Annotated in this window: 15 protein-coding genes; 5 read left to right on the forward strand and 10 right to left on the reverse strand. The window is 48.7% G+C overall.

Translation table 11 applies throughout. From position 1 onward, the window contains the following. Positions 1 to 94: 94 nt before the first annotated feature. The 3 genes from ASC40_RS06455 to ASC40_RS06465 are packed head-to-tail and all read left to right on the forward strand — an operon-like array spanning position 95 to position 2,554. Complete coding sequence (locus ASC40_RS06455; RefSeq protein ID WP_055438973.1) at positions 95 to 580, forward strand: YajQ family cyclic di-GMP-binding protein; 486 nt, start codon at positions 95 to 97, stop codon at positions 578 to 580. Positions 581 to 640: 60 nt separating this feature from the next. Next, on the forward strand, positions 641 to 1,249 hold the full coding sequence (locus ASC40_RS06460) for a class I SAM-dependent methyltransferase (protein WP_055438974.1): 609 nt from the start codon (positions 641 to 643) through the stop codon (positions 1,247 to 1,249). A gap of 15 nt (positions 1,250 to 1,264) precedes the next feature. Then, entirely contained in the window at positions 1,265 to 2,554 is a 1,290-nt protein-coding gene (locus ASC40_RS06465) for an anti-phage deoxyguanosine triphosphatase (protein WP_055438975.1), read from the forward strand. Here ASC40_RS06465 and ASC40_RS06470 read toward each other — a convergent pair. Genes ASC40_RS06470 through ASC40_RS06480 form a run of 3 tightly spaced genes read right to left on the reverse strand, consistent with a single transcriptional unit; the run spans position 2,540 to position 6,751 of the window. Continuing rightward, positions 2,540 to 5,188, reverse strand: coding sequence for a bifunctional diguanylate cyclase/phosphodiesterase (locus tag ASC40_RS06470; protein WP_211256869.1), 2,649 nt, complete (start codon positions 5,186 to 5,188; stop codon positions 2,540 to 2,542). The two genes, ASC40_RS06465 and ASC40_RS06470, sit on opposite strands and share 15 nt — an antisense overlap. After that, positions 5,164 to 5,754 (reverse strand): biliverdin-producing heme oxygenase, encoded by a 591-nt coding sequence (locus ASC40_RS06475; protein WP_055438976.1) that lies wholly within the window; start codon positions 5,752 to 5,754, stop codon positions 5,164 to 5,166. Before ASC40_RS06475 ends, ASC40_RS06470 begins: the two co-directional genes overlap by 25 nt. Then, a complete protein-coding gene (locus tag ASC40_RS06480) occupies positions 5,744 to 6,751 on the reverse strand; it encodes an MsnO8 family LLM class oxidoreductase (RefSeq protein ID WP_055438977.1) in 1,008 nt (335 codons plus the stop codon). Before ASC40_RS06480 ends, ASC40_RS06475 begins: the two co-directional genes overlap by 11 nt. A gap of 127 nt (positions 6,752 to 6,878) precedes the next feature. Between ASC40_RS06480 and ASC40_RS06485 the strand changes: the two genes are divergently transcribed. Further along, positions 6,879 to 7,334, forward strand: a complete 456-nt coding sequence (locus ASC40_RS06485) for an EVE domain-containing protein (RefSeq protein ID WP_055438978.1) — start codon at positions 6,879 to 6,881, stop codon at positions 7,332 to 7,334. Positions 7,335 to 7,414: 80 nt separating this feature from the next. Then, complete coding sequence (locus tag ASC40_RS06490; protein ID WP_055438979.1) at positions 7,415 to 9,565, forward strand: TonB-dependent receptor family protein; 2,151 nt, start codon at positions 7,415 to 7,417, stop codon at positions 9,563 to 9,565. 36 nt (positions 9,566 to 9,601) lie between these two features. Here ASC40_RS06490 and ASC40_RS06495 read toward each other — a convergent pair whose 3' ends face one another. From ASC40_RS06495 to ASC40_RS06525, 7 genes are all read right to left on the reverse strand, one after another. Beyond that, positions 9,602 to 10,897, reverse strand: coding sequence for an NAD(P)/FAD-dependent oxidoreductase (locus ASC40_RS06495; RefSeq protein WP_055438980.1), 1,296 nt, complete (start codon positions 10,895 to 10,897; stop codon positions 9,602 to 9,604). Between the two features lie 318 nt (positions 10,898 to 11,215). Beyond that, a complete protein-coding gene (locus ASC40_RS06500; RefSeq protein WP_055438981.1) occupies positions 11,216 to 12,139 on the reverse strand; it encodes an alpha/beta fold hydrolase in 924 nt (307 codons plus the stop codon). Continuing rightward, positions 12,136 to 13,617: a flavin-containing monooxygenase gene (locus tag ASC40_RS06505; RefSeq protein ID WP_055438982.1), complete on the reverse strand. Its 1,482-nt coding sequence runs from the start codon at positions 13,615 to 13,617 to the stop codon at positions 12,136 to 12,138. Before ASC40_RS06505 ends, ASC40_RS06500 begins: the two co-directional genes overlap by 4 nt. Next, the gene (locus tag ASC40_RS06510; protein WP_055438983.1) at positions 13,618 to 14,235 is read right to left on the reverse strand and encodes a glutathione S-transferase family protein; all 618 of its coding nucleotides are present in this window, start codon (positions 14,233 to 14,235) and stop codon (positions 13,618 to 13,620) included. It abuts the gene before it with no gap. Between the two features lie 108 nt (positions 14,236 to 14,343). Then, positions 14,344 to 15,450, reverse strand: a complete 1,107-nt coding sequence (locus tag ASC40_RS06515; protein ID WP_055438984.1) for a PepSY-associated TM helix domain-containing protein — start codon at positions 15,448 to 15,450, stop codon at positions 14,344 to 14,346. 13 nt (positions 15,451 to 15,463) lie between these two features. Then, positions 15,464 to 17,620 carry a TonB-dependent siderophore receptor gene (locus tag ASC40_RS06520; RefSeq protein ID WP_055438985.1) on the reverse strand — a complete coding sequence of 719 codons (2,157 nt, stop codon included), beginning with the start codon at positions 17,618 to 17,620 and terminating at the stop codon, positions 15,464 to 15,466. 83 nt (positions 17,621 to 17,703) lie between these two features. After that, entirely contained in the window at positions 17,704 to 18,579 is an 876-nt protein-coding gene (locus tag ASC40_RS06525) for a LysR family transcriptional regulator (protein ID WP_055438986.1), read from the reverse strand. Between the last annotated feature and the right edge of the window lie 4 nt (positions 18,580 to 18,583).

Here is an 18,583-nt window from a genome sequence, read left to right on the forward strand (position 1 = left end):
CTTCGTTATTATATTTACGTGCGTTCCATTCGTTTAGCCTACACTGATTTTAGTATAAGCTATGCATAAAATTAACACGGAGTGACTCACAACCATGCCTAGTTTCGATATTGTTTCTGAAATAGATAAAGTTGAACTTAAAAACGCGGTGGACAATGCCACTCGCGAACTCACCACTCGCTTCGACTTTCGTGGCGTTGAAGCCACCATAGAGCTTAAAGACTTAACCGTGACACTCACGTCTGAGTCTGACTTTCAAGTGCGCCAGCTGCAAGATATTTTCAATAACCATTGTGCCAAACGAAACATAAGCTTAGCGGGTATTGATATGCCTGATGAGCCAACACACAGCGGTAAGCTTTATAGTATGGCTTTAACCTTTAAGCAAGGTATTGACCAGCCTCTCGCCAAAGAAATTACAAAAAAAATAAAAGACAGCAAAATCAAAGTACAATCGTCTATTCAAGGTGACAAAGTACGGGTGACCGGTAAAAAGCGTGACGACTTACAACAAACCATAGCACTACTGCGTCAATCAGACATAGAGCTACCGTTGCAGTTTGAAAACTTCCGCGACTAGGTTATGTCGGCGTCTATATGCCCGTTGTGCCACAGTGCTAACACCTCGCTGCTTAATACTATGCAGCGAGGCCCGTTAGCCGGCCGCGAATATTGGCATTGCCCAAACTGCCAACTTATTCACGTACCGCAGCGCTTTTTGCTAAATACAGCGGCTGAAAAAGCCGTTTATGATTTGCATGAAAATAATCCGGATGACCTAGGCTATAAAACTTTCTTGTCGCGTTTATTCACGCCATTAACTGCTCAGTTGCCTGTAGCAAGCCAGGGGTTAGATTTTGGCTGTGGCCCAACCCCAGTGTTAGCCGACATGTTTCGAAATGCCGGGTTTGGCTGCGCCACGTTCGATATTTTTTACGACAATCAGCCAGCCACACTGCAACAGCAGTACGACTTTATTGTGTCGACCGAAGTTGTTGAGCATTTAGCTGCACCAGCAAAGGTTTTTCAGCAATTGTTGGCCTGTTTAAAACCTAACGCACTGCTGGGCATCATGACTCAGCGCTGGGACACTTTCGAGCGCTTTAAACAATGGACGTACCGTAACGACCCAACTCATATTTGTTTCTTTCATGAACAAACGTTTCAGTGGTTGGCACAAAAGTTTGGCTTACAGCTGACTATTTACCCGCGAGATGTGGTAATTTTTCAACAATCTAGTTCAGGTTAATACAGGAACCAACACATGACGGAACATTGGCACCAACGCCGCTCAGGTGGCCCTTCAAATCGGCCTGGGGATTTACGCACACCGTGGCAACGAGATCGCGCGCGAGTGCTGCACTCTGCCGCCTTCCGTCGATTGCAGTCGAAAACCCAAATCATGAACGTTGGTGAAAATGATTTCTACCGCACGCGTTTAACTCACAGTTTAGAAGCGGCGCAAATTGGTGCGTCGTTAATTAATCAGTTACAACACGTAAGCAGCGCCGAGCACGCCGAATTATTGCCTGATTTAAACCTCATGGAAACCCTGTGTTTAGCCCATGACATTGGTCACCCGCCTTTTGGTCATGGCGGTGAGGCTGCGTTGCATTTCAAAATGTTGGGCTCTGGCGGCTTTGAAGGCAACGGCCAAACCTTTCGTATTGTTGGTAAACTTGAAGCGTACCACCCCGAACACGGCATGGACTTAACCCGTCGCTCGCTGTTGGGATTGCTGAAATACCCCGTGCTTATGCCTGCGCTGACAGCCCCAGAACATCTGAGCAAACCCGGTAGCTTGGCCCAATGGAAGCCAGCCAAAGCACTGTTTGCTTGCGATTCCGACCTGCTTGACTGGGTATTGCAACCCTTAAGCGACAGCGACCGTGAGTTATTTCAGCAAGTCGACACCCTCAGCCAAGCTCCGTGGCAAAAGTCGAAATACAAAGCGCTTGATGCGTCACTAATGGAGCTAGCAGACGATATAGCCTACGGAGTGCATGATCTAGAAGACGCGGTGGTAACCGGCACGTTAAGCGAAAGCCAATGGCATGCGCATGTAGATAACGTCATTAGTGCCTTACCTAAGGAATTAGCCGAACTGATGCAAAAACTGGGGCAACAGTTGTTTGGCCGCGAGCACCATCAGCGCAAAAATGCGATTGGTGCGTTGGTGAATATTTTTGTCACTGCTGTGCGCCTTGAAGAAGTGCTGCCACAAGCGCAAGAGCCGTTAATACGCTTTAATGCAACCTTGCCAACGGACGAGGCATTTTTACTGAAAAGCCTGAAAGACGTGGTATTTGAACACGTGATAAACGAACCCTCTATTCAGCAGCTACGGTACCGCAGCCAAAATATGCTGCTTGATTTATTCACCGCGCTGCACACCGAACCGCTACGTTTGCTGCCGCGTAACACCCGTGAGCGTTGGCAAAAAGCGCACCAAGAACAAGGTCAAGCTGCCGCCGACCGTATTCTGTGTGACTACGTAGCTGGCATGACAGACGACTACGCCGAACGCATGTACCGTAACTTATTTGTGGTTTAACCAATCAATGAGCTCGGCGATAGGCAAGGGCCGACAGAACAAGTAGCCCTGCATGAAGTCACAGGCATAATTGATCAGGTAATCGCGTTCGTCTGCGGTTTCAACGCCTTCGGCCACAACCGCCATGCCAAGCTCAGCAGCCATGGTCAACACGCCACGGGTAATAGCCGCATTGCGGCTGTTGTTGTGAATGTTTTGCACAAAAATACGGTCAATTTTAAGCTTCTGGGCCGGAATAATATTTAAGTAACTTAAACTGGCATAACCAGTTCCAAAGTCATCTAGAGCAATTTCAATGCCCATGTCACGTAGCTTACTCATCGTTGTCAACGACACGTTAGCGTCGCGTAGCAATACGTTTTCGGTTATTTCCGCAACCAGTTGGCCGGGTTTAATACCATGCTCACGAACCACCTGCTCAACCGACTGTAAAAAGTCTTCACGGTAAAACTGCATGGGTGAAAAATTCACGCTCACTTGACCAACACCGTGCTCACGCAACTTCGGTAAATCACGACAGGCTTGCTCTAGCACCCAGCGGCCTATGGTCACAATTTGACCGGTACGTTCGGCTAGCGGAATAAATTCAGCCGGCGAAATATACCCCTGTTCTGGGTGTTTCCAACGTACCAATGCTTCTGCCGCCACCACCGCGCCAGCGTTATTGACGATCGGCTGATAAAAAACCTCAAACTGCTGTTTTGCAATGGCTTCTTGCATCTGGGTGCGCAACGTTAACTGTTGTTGCGTACCTAAATCGAGCTCCGGCGAAAACCATTGATAGGTGCCACTACCAAGGCGCTTCGCTTCGTACATGGCCACATCGGCAAACTGAATCAGCTCATTGGGGTGACTGGTAGGTACATCGCTACTGGCAATACCAATCGCCGCCGACAGCGTCACCTCAGCGTCTTCATACACGAAAGGCGTGTCAAACTGCGCCAAAATGGTTTTAACTAGCGCCACCACATCGGCCGGCTCTGTCGCGCTTTGCACCACCGCAACAAATTCATCGCCACCAAAGCGCGCTAACATGTCGTGCTCAGGAATAACCGAGCGCAAGCGTTGCGCGGTTTGTTGTAAAATATGGTCTCCACACTCGTGGCCTAAACTGTCATTAACCGGCTTAAAGCCGTCAAGGTCAATAAACAGTACATAAACCAATTTAGCTTCTTGCTGACTTAGCTTATACAAATAGGTTTCTATCGAGGCGCGGTTGGCAAGCCCAGTTAAAACGTCGTGCGACGCTTGGTAGGCCAGTTTATCTTCGTGCGCAATACGCGCAGAGATATCACTTTGCAAACCCACATAGTGCGTTACTTCGCCTTGATTATCGCGCACCGGCGAAATAATCAGTTCGTTCCAAAACGGGGTGCCGTCTTTGCGGTAATTTCGAACAGTGCAGCGCACTTCGCGCTGTTCGCGCAGCGCTTCGGCAATTTGTTTGGTGGTTATTGGATTGGTGTCTGGGCCCTGCAGCAAAGCACAGCTGCGGCCTAGCATTTCTTCAGCCTGATACCCAGTTATTGTAGTAAACGCAGGGTTTACATAAATAACCGGAAAGCCTTGCTTACGGGCATCACTAATCACCACGCCGTTCGTACTGGCTTCAACGCTGCGATTAAGAATTTGCAAACGCTCTTCATATTCCCTTTGTTGCGACACGTTCTTAGCAATACCATGTACACCTGTAATCTCACCATCGATAATTATTGGCATATTGGTAATTTCAATGCGCTGCAGTTGCCCGCGTTGATTCAGAACGCCAATTTCATAATGTTGCGGTTCGCCGCGCTTGGTCGCTTCAAAGTGTTCGCGTGTGCGCTGCTTGTCTTCCTCAAGCACAACCGCATCATAGGGTTGCCCCACCATTTGTTCAGCTTTAAATTCAATCAACCGCTCGGCCGCCGCATTTAAGCTCATGAAGCGCCCTTCAAGGTCTAACGTAAATACCGCCTCAGGGTTGTGATCAAACAGTGACAGTGTGTGTTGTTCACTGCGCTCACGCTCAAACCGATCACGATGCTGTGTTATTACCAACGAAATTAATTCACGGCTGCGCTCTATTAGCTTCATGTCCGATTCACTCGGCGTTTTCGCTAACTTTGAATACAGCGCGAAGGTGCCTAGTAATTGGTTGTCGGCCGAAAAAATTGGAAACGACCAGGCTGCTTTCAGCTGGTATTCGTTTATAAGAGGGACAAAAGCTTCAAAGCGTGGGTCATCGTGCATGTTGGCAACAATAACCGAAGTGCGCAGGGCAGCTGCTGTACCACAAGCTCCCACACCGTCGGCAATAGGTAAATTTTTCAACGCTTGGCTAAACGCCTTGGGCAAACCGCCAACGGCTTCCGCATTAAGTACCCCCAATATGGGGTCGGCAATCATTACCGACGCAAAGCTGTCTTTCACCTGATATTCAGCTAATTCACAAATATCAACCAGTTTTTCAGCTAACGGGCGGTTTTGCGCTAATGCACGTAGGGTGTCGTATTCAGCGTCTATAAATTCACGCACAAACGATTGTTGATAAGCGGCGTAACGTTTTGCTCGCCACGCCACAACAAACACTACGCCTGCCATTAGCATCAATACTGCGATAAAAGCTATTAACACCCACTCGCCGTTTGGCATACTGTTTCTCGCTGCGCGTTGTTCATCACCTTGATGTACCACCGAAACACGGTTTCGGCGGCAACTTTACAGTCACTATATTCGCTAATTGCTAAATTTTCGAGCAGTTTTAAAGTGGGGGGCCAATGCGCTGCGCCATTGGCTTCAGTGAAGTAGCGGCAGGGTAAATGTGGGCTTGTATGCTGCAAACGCCGCGCAATATGGGCCGAGCCCAAACGTGCGCCGTTCAGCACGTATAACATGCCCGCTAAAGTGCCTTCAGAAGGTGCTAGCTTAAGCTCTAGTTCTAGCGGAAGCTGCAATGGGGTAACCTGAAGTTGTTGCAAATCAGTCTCTAGCGCCGACAGCCGTGGGCCCAAATCTATATTCGTTGCGAACGTTGGCAGCAAGTGCGTCAGCTGCTGCTCAAGCGTACTTTGCAACGGGTGCAACCAAGCCAAGGTATTCGCATACGCCGCTGCGGTTAGCTCTGCCTGTAACAACAACGCCATCATTGGGTGATGATCTAACTCTTGGTGCAGTGCATGAGTACTCTCACGCAATGCGGTTAATAGTTCATGACTCAAATTGCACCCCTTGTGCTAATTCAAAGCTGCGCAAACGCGCGCGGTGATCATAGGCATGACAAGTCAACATAACTTCGCTCACGCCGGTAGCAGCTACAAAATCACGCAAGTATTGATGAACTTGTTCTGCGGTGCCACTAGCCGTGTATTTTAAGGCATGATTCGCCGCGGCTAAGGCCATGGGGTCAACCTGCTGCTCAATATTATCTAAAGGTGCAGGCAAGGGCCCAGGGTTACCTTGGCGCAACGCAATAAACTGCTGTTGCATCGAGCTTTTTAAGCGTTTTGCAGCTTGCTCTGTGTCTGCTGCGAATACGTTAACCGCAGCCATAGCATAGGGCTTGTCGAGATATTTCGACGGTTTAAAATCATTGCGGTAAGCTTCAAGTGCTAGTTGCAAATAGTCAGGCGCAAAGTGCGAAGCAAACGCATACGGCAGACCTAAACGCGCCGCTAACTGAGCACCAAATAAGCTGGAACCTAGAATCCACACTGGCACCTGCGAGCCCATACCCGGCACCGCTTTAATTTTTTGTTCGGGCTTGGGGTCATCAAGGTACATCAGCAGCTCTTGCACGTCGGCCGGAAAACCATCCGCACTGTCGTAGGTGCGCCGCAATGCGCGCAGCGTCGCGCCGTCGGTTCCCGGTGCACGCCCTAAGCCTAAATCAACCCGGTTCGGGTACAATGCCGCCAAGGTACCAAACTGCTCAGCGGCGACAAGCGGCGCATGATTAGGCAGCATAATACCGCCGGCGCCAATACGAATATGTTGTGTTTGGCTACCTATATAAGCTAACGCAACCGCAGTTGCGGCGCTTGCGATACCCGTCATGTTATGGTGCTCGGCCATCCAAAAACGGTGGTAGCCCCAACCTTCAACGTGCCGCGCCAAATCGGCCGAGTTTAACAACGACTGCCGCGCATCACTGCCAGCCGTTATTGGCGCGAGATCAAGTACCGACAGTTTCACGTTATTCGCAGCTTCTAACATCATGACTCCTTGAATAGTGGCTAACGCAAACAGTCGTCAACTGCGCGTAATTTGCGTACCATGCTATCAAATTTTCAGCTTGTTTACTTGCTCATACAACTTATTCGAAACGTATAAAAGGACGACCGCTATGCAGTATTGGCTTATGAAAACCGAACCCGATGAATGCAGTATTGATGACTTTGCCACCAAGCCCGACCAAGTGATTCGCTGGGACGGTGTGCGCAATTATCAAGCGCGTAATTTTATGCGCAATATGGCCATTGGCGATGAGGTTTTTATTTACCACTCAAGCTGCGCAAAAATTGGCATTGTTGGTGTTGTTCGAGTCACTCGCACAGCCTACCCCGACCCCACCCAATTCGACGCCGAGTCACCCTACGTTGACAAACGTAGCAAACCAGACAACTCGCGCTGGGATGCTGTCGATTTACAGTTTGTGCGCAAATTTGCACGAATTATCAGCCTAGATGAACTTAAGAAGTTAACTGAATTAACTGACAACCCACTGGTACAAAAAGGCAATCGTTTAAGCGTTATACCTTTTTCAAAAGTTGAGCGAGACAGTATTTTAGCGAAAGTTTGAGCGAACCACTTGTAAATGCGAATAGTTTGCATTTATACTCCATCCCCTAAATTTTGAGTTCGACTTTTGGGGGAAATTCGATGCAACGTTCTATCTTAGCAACCGCTCTGCTTACGGCACTAGGGTTGCAACTGTCTGTCGCGCATGCTGACACTGCAGAAACAAATAACAGCGACGACAATATTGACGAAGTGCTACAAATTATTGGTAGCAAGCAAGACGCGCAAAAGCTGCCAGGCTCAAGTGCAGTCGTTGACGCAGAGCAAATAACCATTGAAGCCAATACCGACATTAACCAGTTATTAAAAACTGTACCGGGCGTATATATTCGCGAAGAAGACGGCCAAGGCCTGCGCCCGAACATTGGTATTCGTGCTGCCTCTGGCGGCCGCAGTAGCAAGGTTACCCTTATGGAAGACGGCGTATTAATTGCACCACTGCCTTACGTAGACCCAGCTGCCTACTATTTTCCAGAAGCCTACCGCATGCACACCATCGAAGTACTTAAAGGTGCACCGCTACTGCGTTACGGCCCACAAACTACGGGCGGCGTGATCAACATGATCACCACCCCAATTCCGCAACAAAACAGCGGCAAAATCACCACCAAATTTGGCGAGCACAACAGCCAAGATATTCATGCCTACTATGGCGGCCGTTCAGGTGATTTTGGCTTCTTAATTGACACCGTACAGCGCAGCAGCGATGGCTTCAAAGACATTGACCGCAGCAACCGCGATTCCGGTTTTGATATTGAAGATTATTTGGTAAAGCTTAGCTGGACTGGTGAGCGCCAAAGCCTCTTGGCTAAGCTGCAGTACTCAGAACAAGTTTCTAACGAAACCTACGCTGGTTTAACCGACAAAGATTTTGCTGAAAATCCGAACCGTCGTTATGGCTTGTCTGAAATTGACCAAATGGACAACCAACACAAGAGCTTCTCGTTAACCTATAGCCTTGATTTAACAGAAGCATCACGTTTAAGCGCCATTGCATATCGTAATGAATACCACCGTGACTGGTTTAAAACCAGCACCAGTTCATTTATTAATGCCGCCAATGCGGGAGACGCTCAAGCCCAGGCCATTTTGGACGGTGAGCTTGACGTTCAAGACTTAATCTATACCCACGGTGATCGTACTTATGAGTCGTACGGTATTGAGTTGAATGTCACCACTTTATTGGCAGACCATACCCTAAACGTGGGCGTACGCGACCACAATGATTCACTAGACCGTTATCAGCCAAAAGAAGTGTACGACCAAATTAACGGCAGCTTGGTATTTGACCGTATTATTGCGCCAACCGGCGGTGACAACCGCTTAGAAGGCGGCGACGCACTGAGCTTGTGGATTACCGACGCATGGCAAGTCACCGACGCTTTATTGGTCAACTTAGCACTGCGCTATGAAGACGTGGACACCTATCGTCAACAGTTCGCCACGCCAGAGCGTTCTGACACGCCAAGCTACCGTTCTAACAACACCCAAGAGTGGTTACCGGGCGCGTCGTTTACTTATGACCTAAACAACAACTGGCAGGTACTTGCCGGTGTGCATCGTGGCTTCTCACCTATTGGTGGCGGCGCAACAGAAACTGACGAACCAGAAACCAGCACCAACTACGAAGCGGGTGTACGTTACAGCAACGACTGGTTTGTTGAAGCACTTGCTTTTAGAAGTGACTTTAACAACCAAGCCGAAGTATGCTCGTTGGCTAACCCATGCAGCAACGGTGCAACCTCAGGTTCATTTGTGACCGGTGAAGCGGTTGTACAAGGCGTAGAATTCCAAGCGGGCTACGAGTGGCAAACTGGTGAATTTAGCTTGCCTGTAAACTTCAACTACACCTTCAGTGATGCTGAAATTAGCGCCACAAACCCAGTGACAGGCGTGCAGAAAGGCGACCGCTTAGCAGATATTCCAGAGCACACCATGAGTTTACGTGTAGGTGTTGAGCATGACTCAGGTTGGAACCAGTACGTGGTCGCCAAATACATGGACGAAACCTGCGTACAAGTTGGCTGTAACAACAACACGAACGCCTTTAGCTACACTGATTCAGTATTCGTGGTGGACTTCATTAGCCGCTACCCACTGAGCAATCAAGCTACTGTATTTGTGAAAGTAGACAACCTATTTGATCAGCAGCGTATTGTGTCACGCACGCCGCATGGCGCGCGTCCGAACAAACCGCAAACTGTGTCATTAGGCTTAGAGTACAGCTTCTAAGTACACACCCAGTGCACTGGGCCTGCTACACAAGGCTCAGTGCAGTTTTAAGCGGGGTTTTAGACGGCGGTTCAGCCGCTGCACCAGAATGAACAAAAACGTTTTAAAGTAACCATGCACAGCCACTTGGTGCATGCGGTACAAGCTTTTGTACATAATACGCGCCAGCCAACCTTCAACCATCATTGCGCCGCGAGTTAAGTTGCCCATTAAGCTACCCACCGCCGAGTAACTAGACAACGACACCAACGAACCATGATCTCGGTACTCAAAGTCACACAGGGGCTGCTGCTTGATCATACTGACAATGTTAGCAAACGCACAGTCTGCCATTTGGTGCGCCGCTTGAGCGCGCGGCGGCACGCGCGAACCATCGCTACGAGTTACCGCGGCACAATCGCCAATTGCAAAAATATGGCTGTCGGTTGTGCTTTGAAGTGTTGGCATGACTTGAATTTGATTTGCACGGTTGGTTTCAAAGTGACCTAATTTTGCCAAAAATTCAGGTGCCTTTACGCCCGCCGCCCAAACTTTAATCGTGGCTTCAATAAGCTCACCTGACTGCGTCACCAAGCCTTGCTCATTCACTTCTACCACTGGCGTTTCTGCCAACACCTTCACACCTAAATTAGTGAGTTCTTGCTGGGCCGCAGCAGCAATGCGCTCAGGTAAAGCTGGCAAAATACGCGGCCCCGCCTCAACCAAGGTAATTTGCAATTGACTCAGCTCAAAATCAGAAAACCCGTAAGCACGAATCAATTCTGCTGACTTATATAACTCAGCGGAAAGTTCAACACCGGTGGCACCGCCGCCAACAATGGCCACCTTAAGCGGGCGTGGGTATTTCTCAGCCTGTAACGACAAGAAGGTGTTCATAAGCTGATGATGAAAACGTGTGGCCTGCTTGACACTATCAAGGAAGAAACAATGGTCTTGCGCACCTTTGGTGCCAAAGTCGTTGGTTACTGAGCCAATTGCCAGCACCAAATAAGTAAATGGAATTTCCCGCGCGGCAACAATTTGTCGCCCTTGGTCGTCTTTAATGGCGGCCAGTTTAATCACGCGTTGTTCGTTATCAATACCGCAGAGTTCGCCGGGAAGAAAATTAAAACCGGCATGCGCAGCTTGAACTCGGTAATCTACGCCGTCAATGTCGGCATCAAGTGCACCCGCGGCAACCTCGTGAAGTAGGGGCTTCCATACGTGGGTCAAATTTCTATCGATTAAGGTGACAGAAACCTGTTGATTTCGCTTAAATTTTTTACCTAACTTGGTAACAAGTTCTAAACCACCCGCACCACCACCAACAACGACAATATGTTGCGTTTCCATAACCGTATTTGTACACCACCAACTTGAAGAATATCGGCGAATTATACGCCGGTGCTGGCCAGTACACTAGCATTTCGACCAGGTTCTTTACTGCGATATAACGCGTCGTCCGCAACCTGACGCGGGTCAAGTGCCAGTGCCAAGGGGTTCGCAGTAATCATTTCAAAGTCGTTTCCGCAGGGTTTACACACCGAAAACGGATTCAATGACTTACTCCATAACTGGCGAAAAAAACAATTAATTCGTCGTTATTAAAAGGCGCGTGTGTCAACGCCATGCTTCCATTTTTGATAGTCTAATATGTCTAGCACAAGCAATCTAAAAAACAAACTCTGACACTAACGCAGCTGACGCCTCGGGTACTTCAACCATAGGCATATGGCCTATACCCTCAAACACCACTAATTCACTATCGGCAATACCGTCATGCCATACCGGCGCAGCTGTAGGGCTCAAAATTTGGTCTTTGTCGCCCCAGACTATCAGCGTCGGTACCTTAATTAAGCCCAAGCGATTGTCCAACTGATCATTAAAGCGAAAGTCATTGGCAATATGTTGATAAGCCTGCTTGTTCTGCATGTAGCGCTCGGCCATGCCACGCAACACAAATTCAGGGGCAAACGGCGGTTGCTCCATGGTTAACCGATAAAACGCTAAAAACTCAGCGGTGGTGTCTATTTCAAATGGCGAATTACCTTCGGCAAACATGGCTTCTGTAACACTGGGTATTGGTGGGGTAACCCCGGCTGGGTTAAACAACACAACGGCGCGGGTTTGCATGGGGTACATAATGGCAAAATTGGCGGCAATCATACCGCCCATTGAGTTACCAACAATAGTGGCTTGCTGCACTGCTAACACATTCATGAGTTGCTTTACGCGTTCAGCTTGTGCGGCAGCTGTGTAGGACCATCCGCTGTAATAGCCAGTTTCGCCATGCCCTGCCAAGTCGGGTATAACCACATGAACGTTATCGCCCAAATGCTTAGCAAAGCGCAGCCACAGTTCTTTCGAGGCTGTATAGCCGTGCAACAAAATCACGGTATTTTCACCAGTTGGCTCCCCGAGTTGATAGGTAGCCATGGGCATTTCCTCAAGCTCTACCCATACTTTGTCAAACCCGTAAAGTTTAGCTTCGGTAACCGCTGTAACGTCATACACCGCCAAGCCAAAACGTGGGTGCATACTGGCTAACCAAAAAGCACACCCCAGCGCTAATAAGCTGAAAATTAATTTTTTCATCGGTTTTCATCCTTGCCACGGATAAGTACATGATGCTGAGGTTTAAACCGCGTTGCCATTATTCGATAAACAAAACTAAACCCCGGAAACATTGCAATGACATGGCCACTTTTGCTTTTATACCAACTATTACAACCGCCGCTGTGCCATACGGTTTTGCGCATTTCTCGGTGTATCATGTTGGTATAATTAGCTTCCGCTTGCGCTGTTACCTCAATAGGCTTCTGCTGTTCACGCGCATAGTTAATCGCCTGCATAATGTATTTCATTTGTGACTCAATCACGAAAATAGCGGACGTATGACCAATGCCCGTATTAGGCCCAGTAACTAAAAATAGATTAGGAAACTGCGGTAAAGTGGTGCCTAAATACGCCCGCGGAAACTCGTGCCAAGCCTCCTGTAAATGCTTACCACCGCGACCTATCAGCTCATAACCTACGGCGCCATCTGTCGCGTCAAAGCCAGTAGAATAAACAATCAAATCAAGATCAATCTGCTGGCCTTGGGTGGTTTGAATACCGCGATCATTTATTTCGGCAATACTATCTTCACGACTGTGCAAAGTAACGTGCGGTTGGCTTAGCGCCGGGTACAAGGTGTTAGAAACAATAATACGCTTACAGCCAATGGTGTAGTCTGGCGTTAATTTCGCCCGCAGTTCGGCATTAGGCACTTGTGTTCGTAGGTGCTTAAGCGCCGGGCGTTGGGCAAAAAAGCGCATCAGCCCATGCGCGTATTTAAACGCAAACACCCGCCACTCAAGTGCCCAATAAATAGTTCTTCGCAACGATTGATAAACCCAACGCTTGCCAAGCCAGCGCCGTACGCGCGGCGAGAATACTCGGTCTGGGCGCGGTAACACCCAGTGCGGTGAGCGCTGGAACACATGCAGTTGGCTAACTTCGGGCGTAATGGTCGGAATAACTTGCGCCGCGCTAGCGCCGCTGCCAATCACCGCAACACGCTTGTCCCGGTAGTCATAATCATGGTTCCAATGGTTTGTATGAAAACTTTCACCTTGGAACCGTTCGCGCCCAGGAAAATCAGGAATAACCGGGTTGCTGAGCGGCCCTTGCGCGCTCACTACAAAGCGCGCCTGCACCTGTTCGCCACGGTCACTGGTGAGCAGCCAATGCAAATTTTCGTCGCACCAACGCACGTGCGCAACGTTAAAATTTAGTCGCGCTTTGTTACGCAAGCCATACTTATCAATCACTTGGTTGGTATAGGCTTCAAGCTCGGGCTGGGTGGCAAACATTTGCGACCACGGGTAGGGCTCTTGAGTTAGTGAATATAACGGCGACTGCACATCAACTTGCGCTCCGGGGTAACTATTTTGGCACCAAGTGCCGCCCATAAACGCGCGGCGCTCAAGCATGACAAAGTCGGTTATGCCCTGCTTTAATAGGTTAATCGCCGTACTTTGGCCGCCAAAACCTGTGCCAATTATGGCAACTTCAACGATCTGCTGCGCCATTTATACCTTCGCCGATGGCCGTTCGCTGATACGGTCAAACCATGCTTGCAGGTGCGTTTGCTCATCAGCAATACGTAACTTCACCACGCGGGCAAAACTGACGGTGCAAAACGCATTAATATCGGCAGCGGTGAACTTATCACCTAATAAATAAGGCTTATCTGCTAGTTGCTCATTCAAAAACACAAAGAACTTCTCGGCAGCGCCGTAACAGTCTTGGCCATACTCAGGAAAACAATTCATGCGGTCTTTGAAGTAGCCAGACGTGTGCTGAAAACACATGCCAACGGGGGTCATTAAATAGAAATCTATCCACCGTAGCCATTGTTCAATAACAGCTTGCTCTTTAGCAGAGTCACCCAATAATGCGGGGGCTTCGGGGTGTGAAGCTTCAACATAACGGCAAATGGCCATGGTTTCTGCCAGTGCGGTGCCGTCATCAAGTACCGCCACCGGTACTTTTTTCATGGGGTTCATGGCAACAAATTCAGACGTTAAGTTTTCGCCCTTGGCAATATCAATTTGCACAAACTCAACCTGATCAAGCAGGCCTTTTTCTGCTAAAAACATACGCACTCGGCGAGGATTAGGCGCAGTTGCGGTTTCGTAAATTTTCATAGTGTTTCCTGTGTGTTCTATACGTTATTTTTGACGTGTGAAGTTGTATAGAACACACAATGAAACAAGTTGTTAACGAACGCAACTACTAACCTTGCGCGCTGTTAACTATCGCCGCCGAGTACGCTTTTTACGACGCTGCCACCAAATGTAGGTACCCGTTATTGAAAGCAGCAATGGCAGCACCCCAACCAGGCTCCAAATGACCTTCACTGGTAAGCCACCAAAGGTGCCAAAGTGCAACCGCCGGAAGCTATCTAAAGTTTTAGCGCCCGCCCCCTGTTCGTTAAGGTTATAAGTGCTTAAATAAGCGCCCGTCATGGGGTCATAATTGGACACACTGCCATAGTTGCTTAATAACGGATTCGCCGTTGGCGCACGACCAAATACGGTAAACGGTAATTCGGGCTCAAACGGAAATAACAAGTACGTTGGCTTAAAACCCTCTATTTGTTTCGTACTGTCCAGCACCAATTCGTCAATATTTAAATCAGTGGCGTACAAGCGGTCGGTCATGACGTGGTGCTCTGCACCGTCAGCATGCTCTACCCACTCTTCGTAAAAAATAAGAATGTTGTAATACCCCCCCGTAATGGCAAGCACGAGCAGCACCGGCGAAGCAAAGGTACCGGCCATTTTGTGCAAGTCACTAAACACAGCGAGCATGCGTTGGTTCCAGCGCAGGGTAAACAAGCGCGCCCAAAAGCGGCGGTAAATTATCAGCCCCGAAATACCCATAAACAGCAAAAACACAGACAATATCAAGCCTATAATCAGGCCCAAATGCTCCGGCAAATACTGTAAGTCATTCAACATGAGCGTGTAATGCAATTCAACCAGCCAGTCAGTTATATAATGCCCCGACTCGGTTGGTTGGCTTAATAGCTCGCCGGTATAAGGGTTCAAATGTGCCTTGAACCATTCGTCCGTGCCCTTTTTGATCATGAAAATACGATCAGCTTCGTCATGCCCTGCTGGGAATATTTCCCAACTACCAAATTCATAACCAGGCAACTGCTGTTGCACGCTGGCGGTCAATTCATTCAATGATTTACGCGGCTGTTCGGTGGGCTCAAGTGCAGCCACCTCCGGTAGCAATAGGCTATCAATTTCTTTTTTGAACACCAAAATGCTGCCGGTAAGGCAAATAACAAGAAAGGGGATCATACAAATGATCCCCGCCCAACCATGCCATTTATGGATAGTCTTTCGCATTGTTGGTTAAACCTTAAAAGTTCCAGCGAACCGTTGCTGAATAGTTACGTGGCGCACCGTAATAACCTTGCGTTGGCCACAGCAAACTATTGATGTATTTCTTGTCCAACACGTTATTGGCGTTCACCGTTAAGCTAACGGCATCGGTAAACTGGTAGCTGGCCATGAGGTTCAAACGGCCATAAGCCTCTTGGGTGGTCACGATAGTTTCGCCAGCGTTGGCGTAGCTATTACCTACCACGCCCTGCACGCGCGAAATTGTGTCTTGCCAGTTAAAGCTCGCGCCTACTTTTAGCTGCTCAAGCGCGGCTGGGCGATAAGTTAAAGACGCGCGGAACAAGTTTTCTGGCGTATAGTCTTCCACAGTACGGTCGCCGTCTACCTCAAACGAAGTTGCCGCAATACTACCTTGCAAACCTTCGGCAAGCTCGCCCGACAGCTCAACTTCAATACCTTGGCTAGATACTCCTTCAGCGGCTCTATATACCGGCTCAGGGGCATTGGTGTTGGGGTTAGTGACGGTACCGTCACCCACCGCTAGGTTTTTCTGTTTCACATGAAAAAACGCAGCTGACAGCAACGCACCGCCGTTCGCTAATTCGGTTTTAAAACCAATTTCTGAGTTCTCACCGGTTAACGCAGGCAAGCGCTCAAAATTACGGTCGCGCAGGTTTTGCGCTTGGAAGGTTTCGGTGTACGACGCATAAACCGTGGTGCTTGGCGTGACATTATGGGTAACCCCAACATAAGGAATAAATTGGCCTTCGTCGCGTGACTGGTCAACTCCGTATTGCAAACCTTCTGTCGTGAATTCGTTGTAACGGCCACCTAACAATAGCTTGGTGTCTAACGACAAACTTAAGCGCGCTTGGGCGTAAATCGCTTTTTGCGTATTTTCAATATCGCTACCGGCTAAGCCGTCTGTAAACTCTGGAAATGGTGTGTTGCCGTTCCAGTCTTCAAGGGCTGGCATGGCCGGAAACCCGTTGCCAGTATGAAAGTCATACAAAGACATTTCATCAAAATTCAATGTCGCATAGTTGGCACCAACCACAACCTCATGCTCTAAGCTACCCGTTATAAAGCGACCACTGGCATAAAGGTCAAAGCTGTCTTGGCTGTCATCAAAGTCAAATTCACTACCATAGCCTAACAAGCCCAAGCCAGTTTCAGGGTCTAAGCCGGTCGCAGGGTCTGGTAAATAAGTATAAAACAGATAACTATCTTCGTCGGTGCGCACGCGATTGTAGGCAAAGCGCAAATTCCAGTTATCAGAAAGTACCGTTTCCACGTCCACAAAGCTGCGGCTTTCACTCACATTCCACTGCGACCAGTCAGCCGCAATATTGGTGGAACTATCAAAGTTAGTTGGCGTGCCGTCGCCATAATGTAAGGTTAACGCACCCCACATGTTGCCGTCAGTGTCACTTCGGTGTTCGCTGTGGCCAAGGGTAATTAAGGTGTTTGCCGTAGGCGCGTAATCAATCACACCGTAGAAAAGCTGCGAGTTATTTTGGTAGCGATCTAAGTACGACTCGCGGTCGTCGCCAACGAGCACCACACGCCCCCGAACAGAGTCACTAAGCGCGCCAGTAAAATCACCTTCTAAACGTTTACCAGACCAAGAGCTCAGCGAGGCAACAACAGAGCCTTGGGCTTCTGATTTCGGCCGCTTACGTACCATGTTTACCGTGGCAGAAGGGCTACCAACACCGGTCATCACGCCATTGGCACCATGTACCACTTCAATACGCTCGTATAAGGCTGAGTCCATGCGGCCGTGGCTGTTGCTGTTAACTAGCGGCAAACCTAAGCCGTCTACTTGAAAATTACTTAATTCAAAGCCGCGCGAGGTGTAGTAGGTGCGGTCAGTTTCTACTTGTTCCACATTAATTGTGGCTGAATTTTCTAAAGCAGTATTAATGTCGGTTAGGCCGAAATCGCGAATACGCTCTTGGGTTATAACCGTAACCGTTTGCGGGGTTTCTTTAATTGAAATATCAATTTTGGTCGCTGATTTTTGGTCGCCAGCAAGGTAACCGCTTTGCTGTTCGCCACGAATTTGCAGACGTTCAATCGCCTCGGTCGTTTGCGGTTCTAACGCTGCAGCCTGAGCAACAGGAACTCCCACCGCAATAAACACACAGGTAATCGCTGAAAATTTATTCACGTTCGCACCCCTAAATAGAATTAATTTTGCTTAGGGTTGCGATCCTAATGTAAATGCGAACAATTCTCAATACTGTTTTTTATTTATTCTGTAAAATACCGCACATGCCCAATAAAACTGCGGGCCACAGGCCCTAATGTCTGAGCGTCACGAAAATTCAAAAACAAACTTAAGGTGCGCGTTGCCCCGCGCGTAAGCTGAATGGGCGTCAACACACCATATTGCAATGACTCGGCAATAGCCGTTTTGGGCAGCCAGGCGAAGCCCAAATTTTTCTGAATTAATTCAATAGAAGTTGCCATATGGCTCACCGTCCAGCGTTGCTCTGAGCCAAGCCAGCCAACATCAATTTGGCGCTCTTGCCCCGAGTCACGCAGCACTATTTGGCGATATTGCTTGAGATCTTCCGGTGTGACGTTGTGCTTTTGTGCTAACGGATGCTTGGCACCACACACTGCCATAAACTCCATTTGACACAGGTCTTCACTTAACTCATTGGCGAGGGTAAACGGCGACAAAGCAATTTCTGCCACACCTTTGTTAAGTAGCTCGTTGGCGCCGTTTAAGATGGTTTCAATAACCTCTATGTGAACCAAAGGAAACTCTTTTGACACTTCGGCAAGGGCTTGATACAGCACTGACTTGGGAAAGGCTTCGTCCACGGCAATTGCAAGGCGCGACTCAACCCCTTGCTTAAGGTTTTTGGCCACGTTCTCAAAGCGCTCGGTTTCTGCCAGCAAGTAGGTAATGCGGCGCAGTAACTGCTGCCCAGCAGGTGTAATTTGTGTCTTTCTACCTTGCACTTCTATTAGTTGCACGCCCAGTTGTTCTTCCAGTTTATTCACCGCGTGGTGCACGGTTGACTGGCTTTTATGCACGTGGTCTGCCGCTTGCTGAAAGCCGCCAAAGTCGGCCACAGCTTTAAACATTCGCCACTGTTCTATGGTTGAGCGTGCCACCTGT

This window comes from Pseudidiomarina woesei (assembly GCF_001418345.1).
GTDB lineage: Bacteria > Pseudomonadota > Gammaproteobacteria > Enterobacterales > Alteromonadaceae > Pseudidiomarina > Pseudidiomarina woesei.

Excerpts from the sequence above, each read along its gene's own strand:
- ASC40_RS06455 (WP_055438973.1), top strand. The coding sequence starts at position 95 with ATGCCTAGTTTCGATATTGTTTCTGAAATAGATAAAGTTGAACTTAAA.
- ASC40_RS06460 (WP_055438974.1), top strand. The coding sequence starts at position 641 with ATGCAGCGAGGCCCGTTAGCCGGCCGCGAATATTGGCATTGCCCAAAC.
- ASC40_RS06465 (WP_055438975.1), top strand. The coding sequence starts at position 1,265 with ATGACGGAACATTGGCACCAACGCCGCTCAGGTGGCCCTTCAAATCGG.
- ASC40_RS06470 (WP_211256869.1), bottom strand. The coding sequence starts at position 5,188 with ATGCCAAACGGCGAGTGGGTGTTAATAGCTTTTATCGCAGTATTGATG.
- ASC40_RS06480 (WP_055438977.1), bottom strand. The coding sequence starts at position 6,751 with ATGATGTTAGAAGCTGCGAATAACGTGAAACTGTCGGTACTTGATCTC.
- ASC40_RS06485 (WP_055438978.1), top strand. The coding sequence starts at position 6,879 with ATGCAGTATTGGCTTATGAAAACCGAACCCGATGAATGCAGTATTGAT.
- ASC40_RS06490 (WP_055438979.1), top strand. The coding sequence starts at position 7,415 with ATGCAACGTTCTATCTTAGCAACCGCTCTGCTTACGGCACTAGGGTTG.
- ASC40_RS06495 (WP_055438980.1), bottom strand. The coding sequence starts at position 10,897 with ATGGAAACGCAACATATTGTCGTTGTTGGTGGTGGTGCGGGTGGTTTA.
- ASC40_RS06500 (WP_055438981.1), bottom strand. The coding sequence starts at position 12,139 with ATGAAAAAATTAATTTTCAGCTTATTAGCGCTGGGGTGTGCTTTTTGG.
- ASC40_RS06505 (WP_055438982.1), bottom strand. The coding sequence starts at position 13,617 with ATGGCGCAGCAGATCGTTGAAGTTGCCATAATTGGCACAGGTTTTGGC.
- ASC40_RS06510 (WP_055438983.1), bottom strand. The coding sequence starts at position 14,235 with ATGAAAATTTACGAAACCGCAACTGCGCCTAATCCTCGCCGAGTGCGT.
- ASC40_RS06515 (WP_055438984.1), bottom strand. The coding sequence starts at position 15,450 with ATGCGAAAGACTATCCATAAATGGCATGGTTGGGCGGGGATCATTTGT.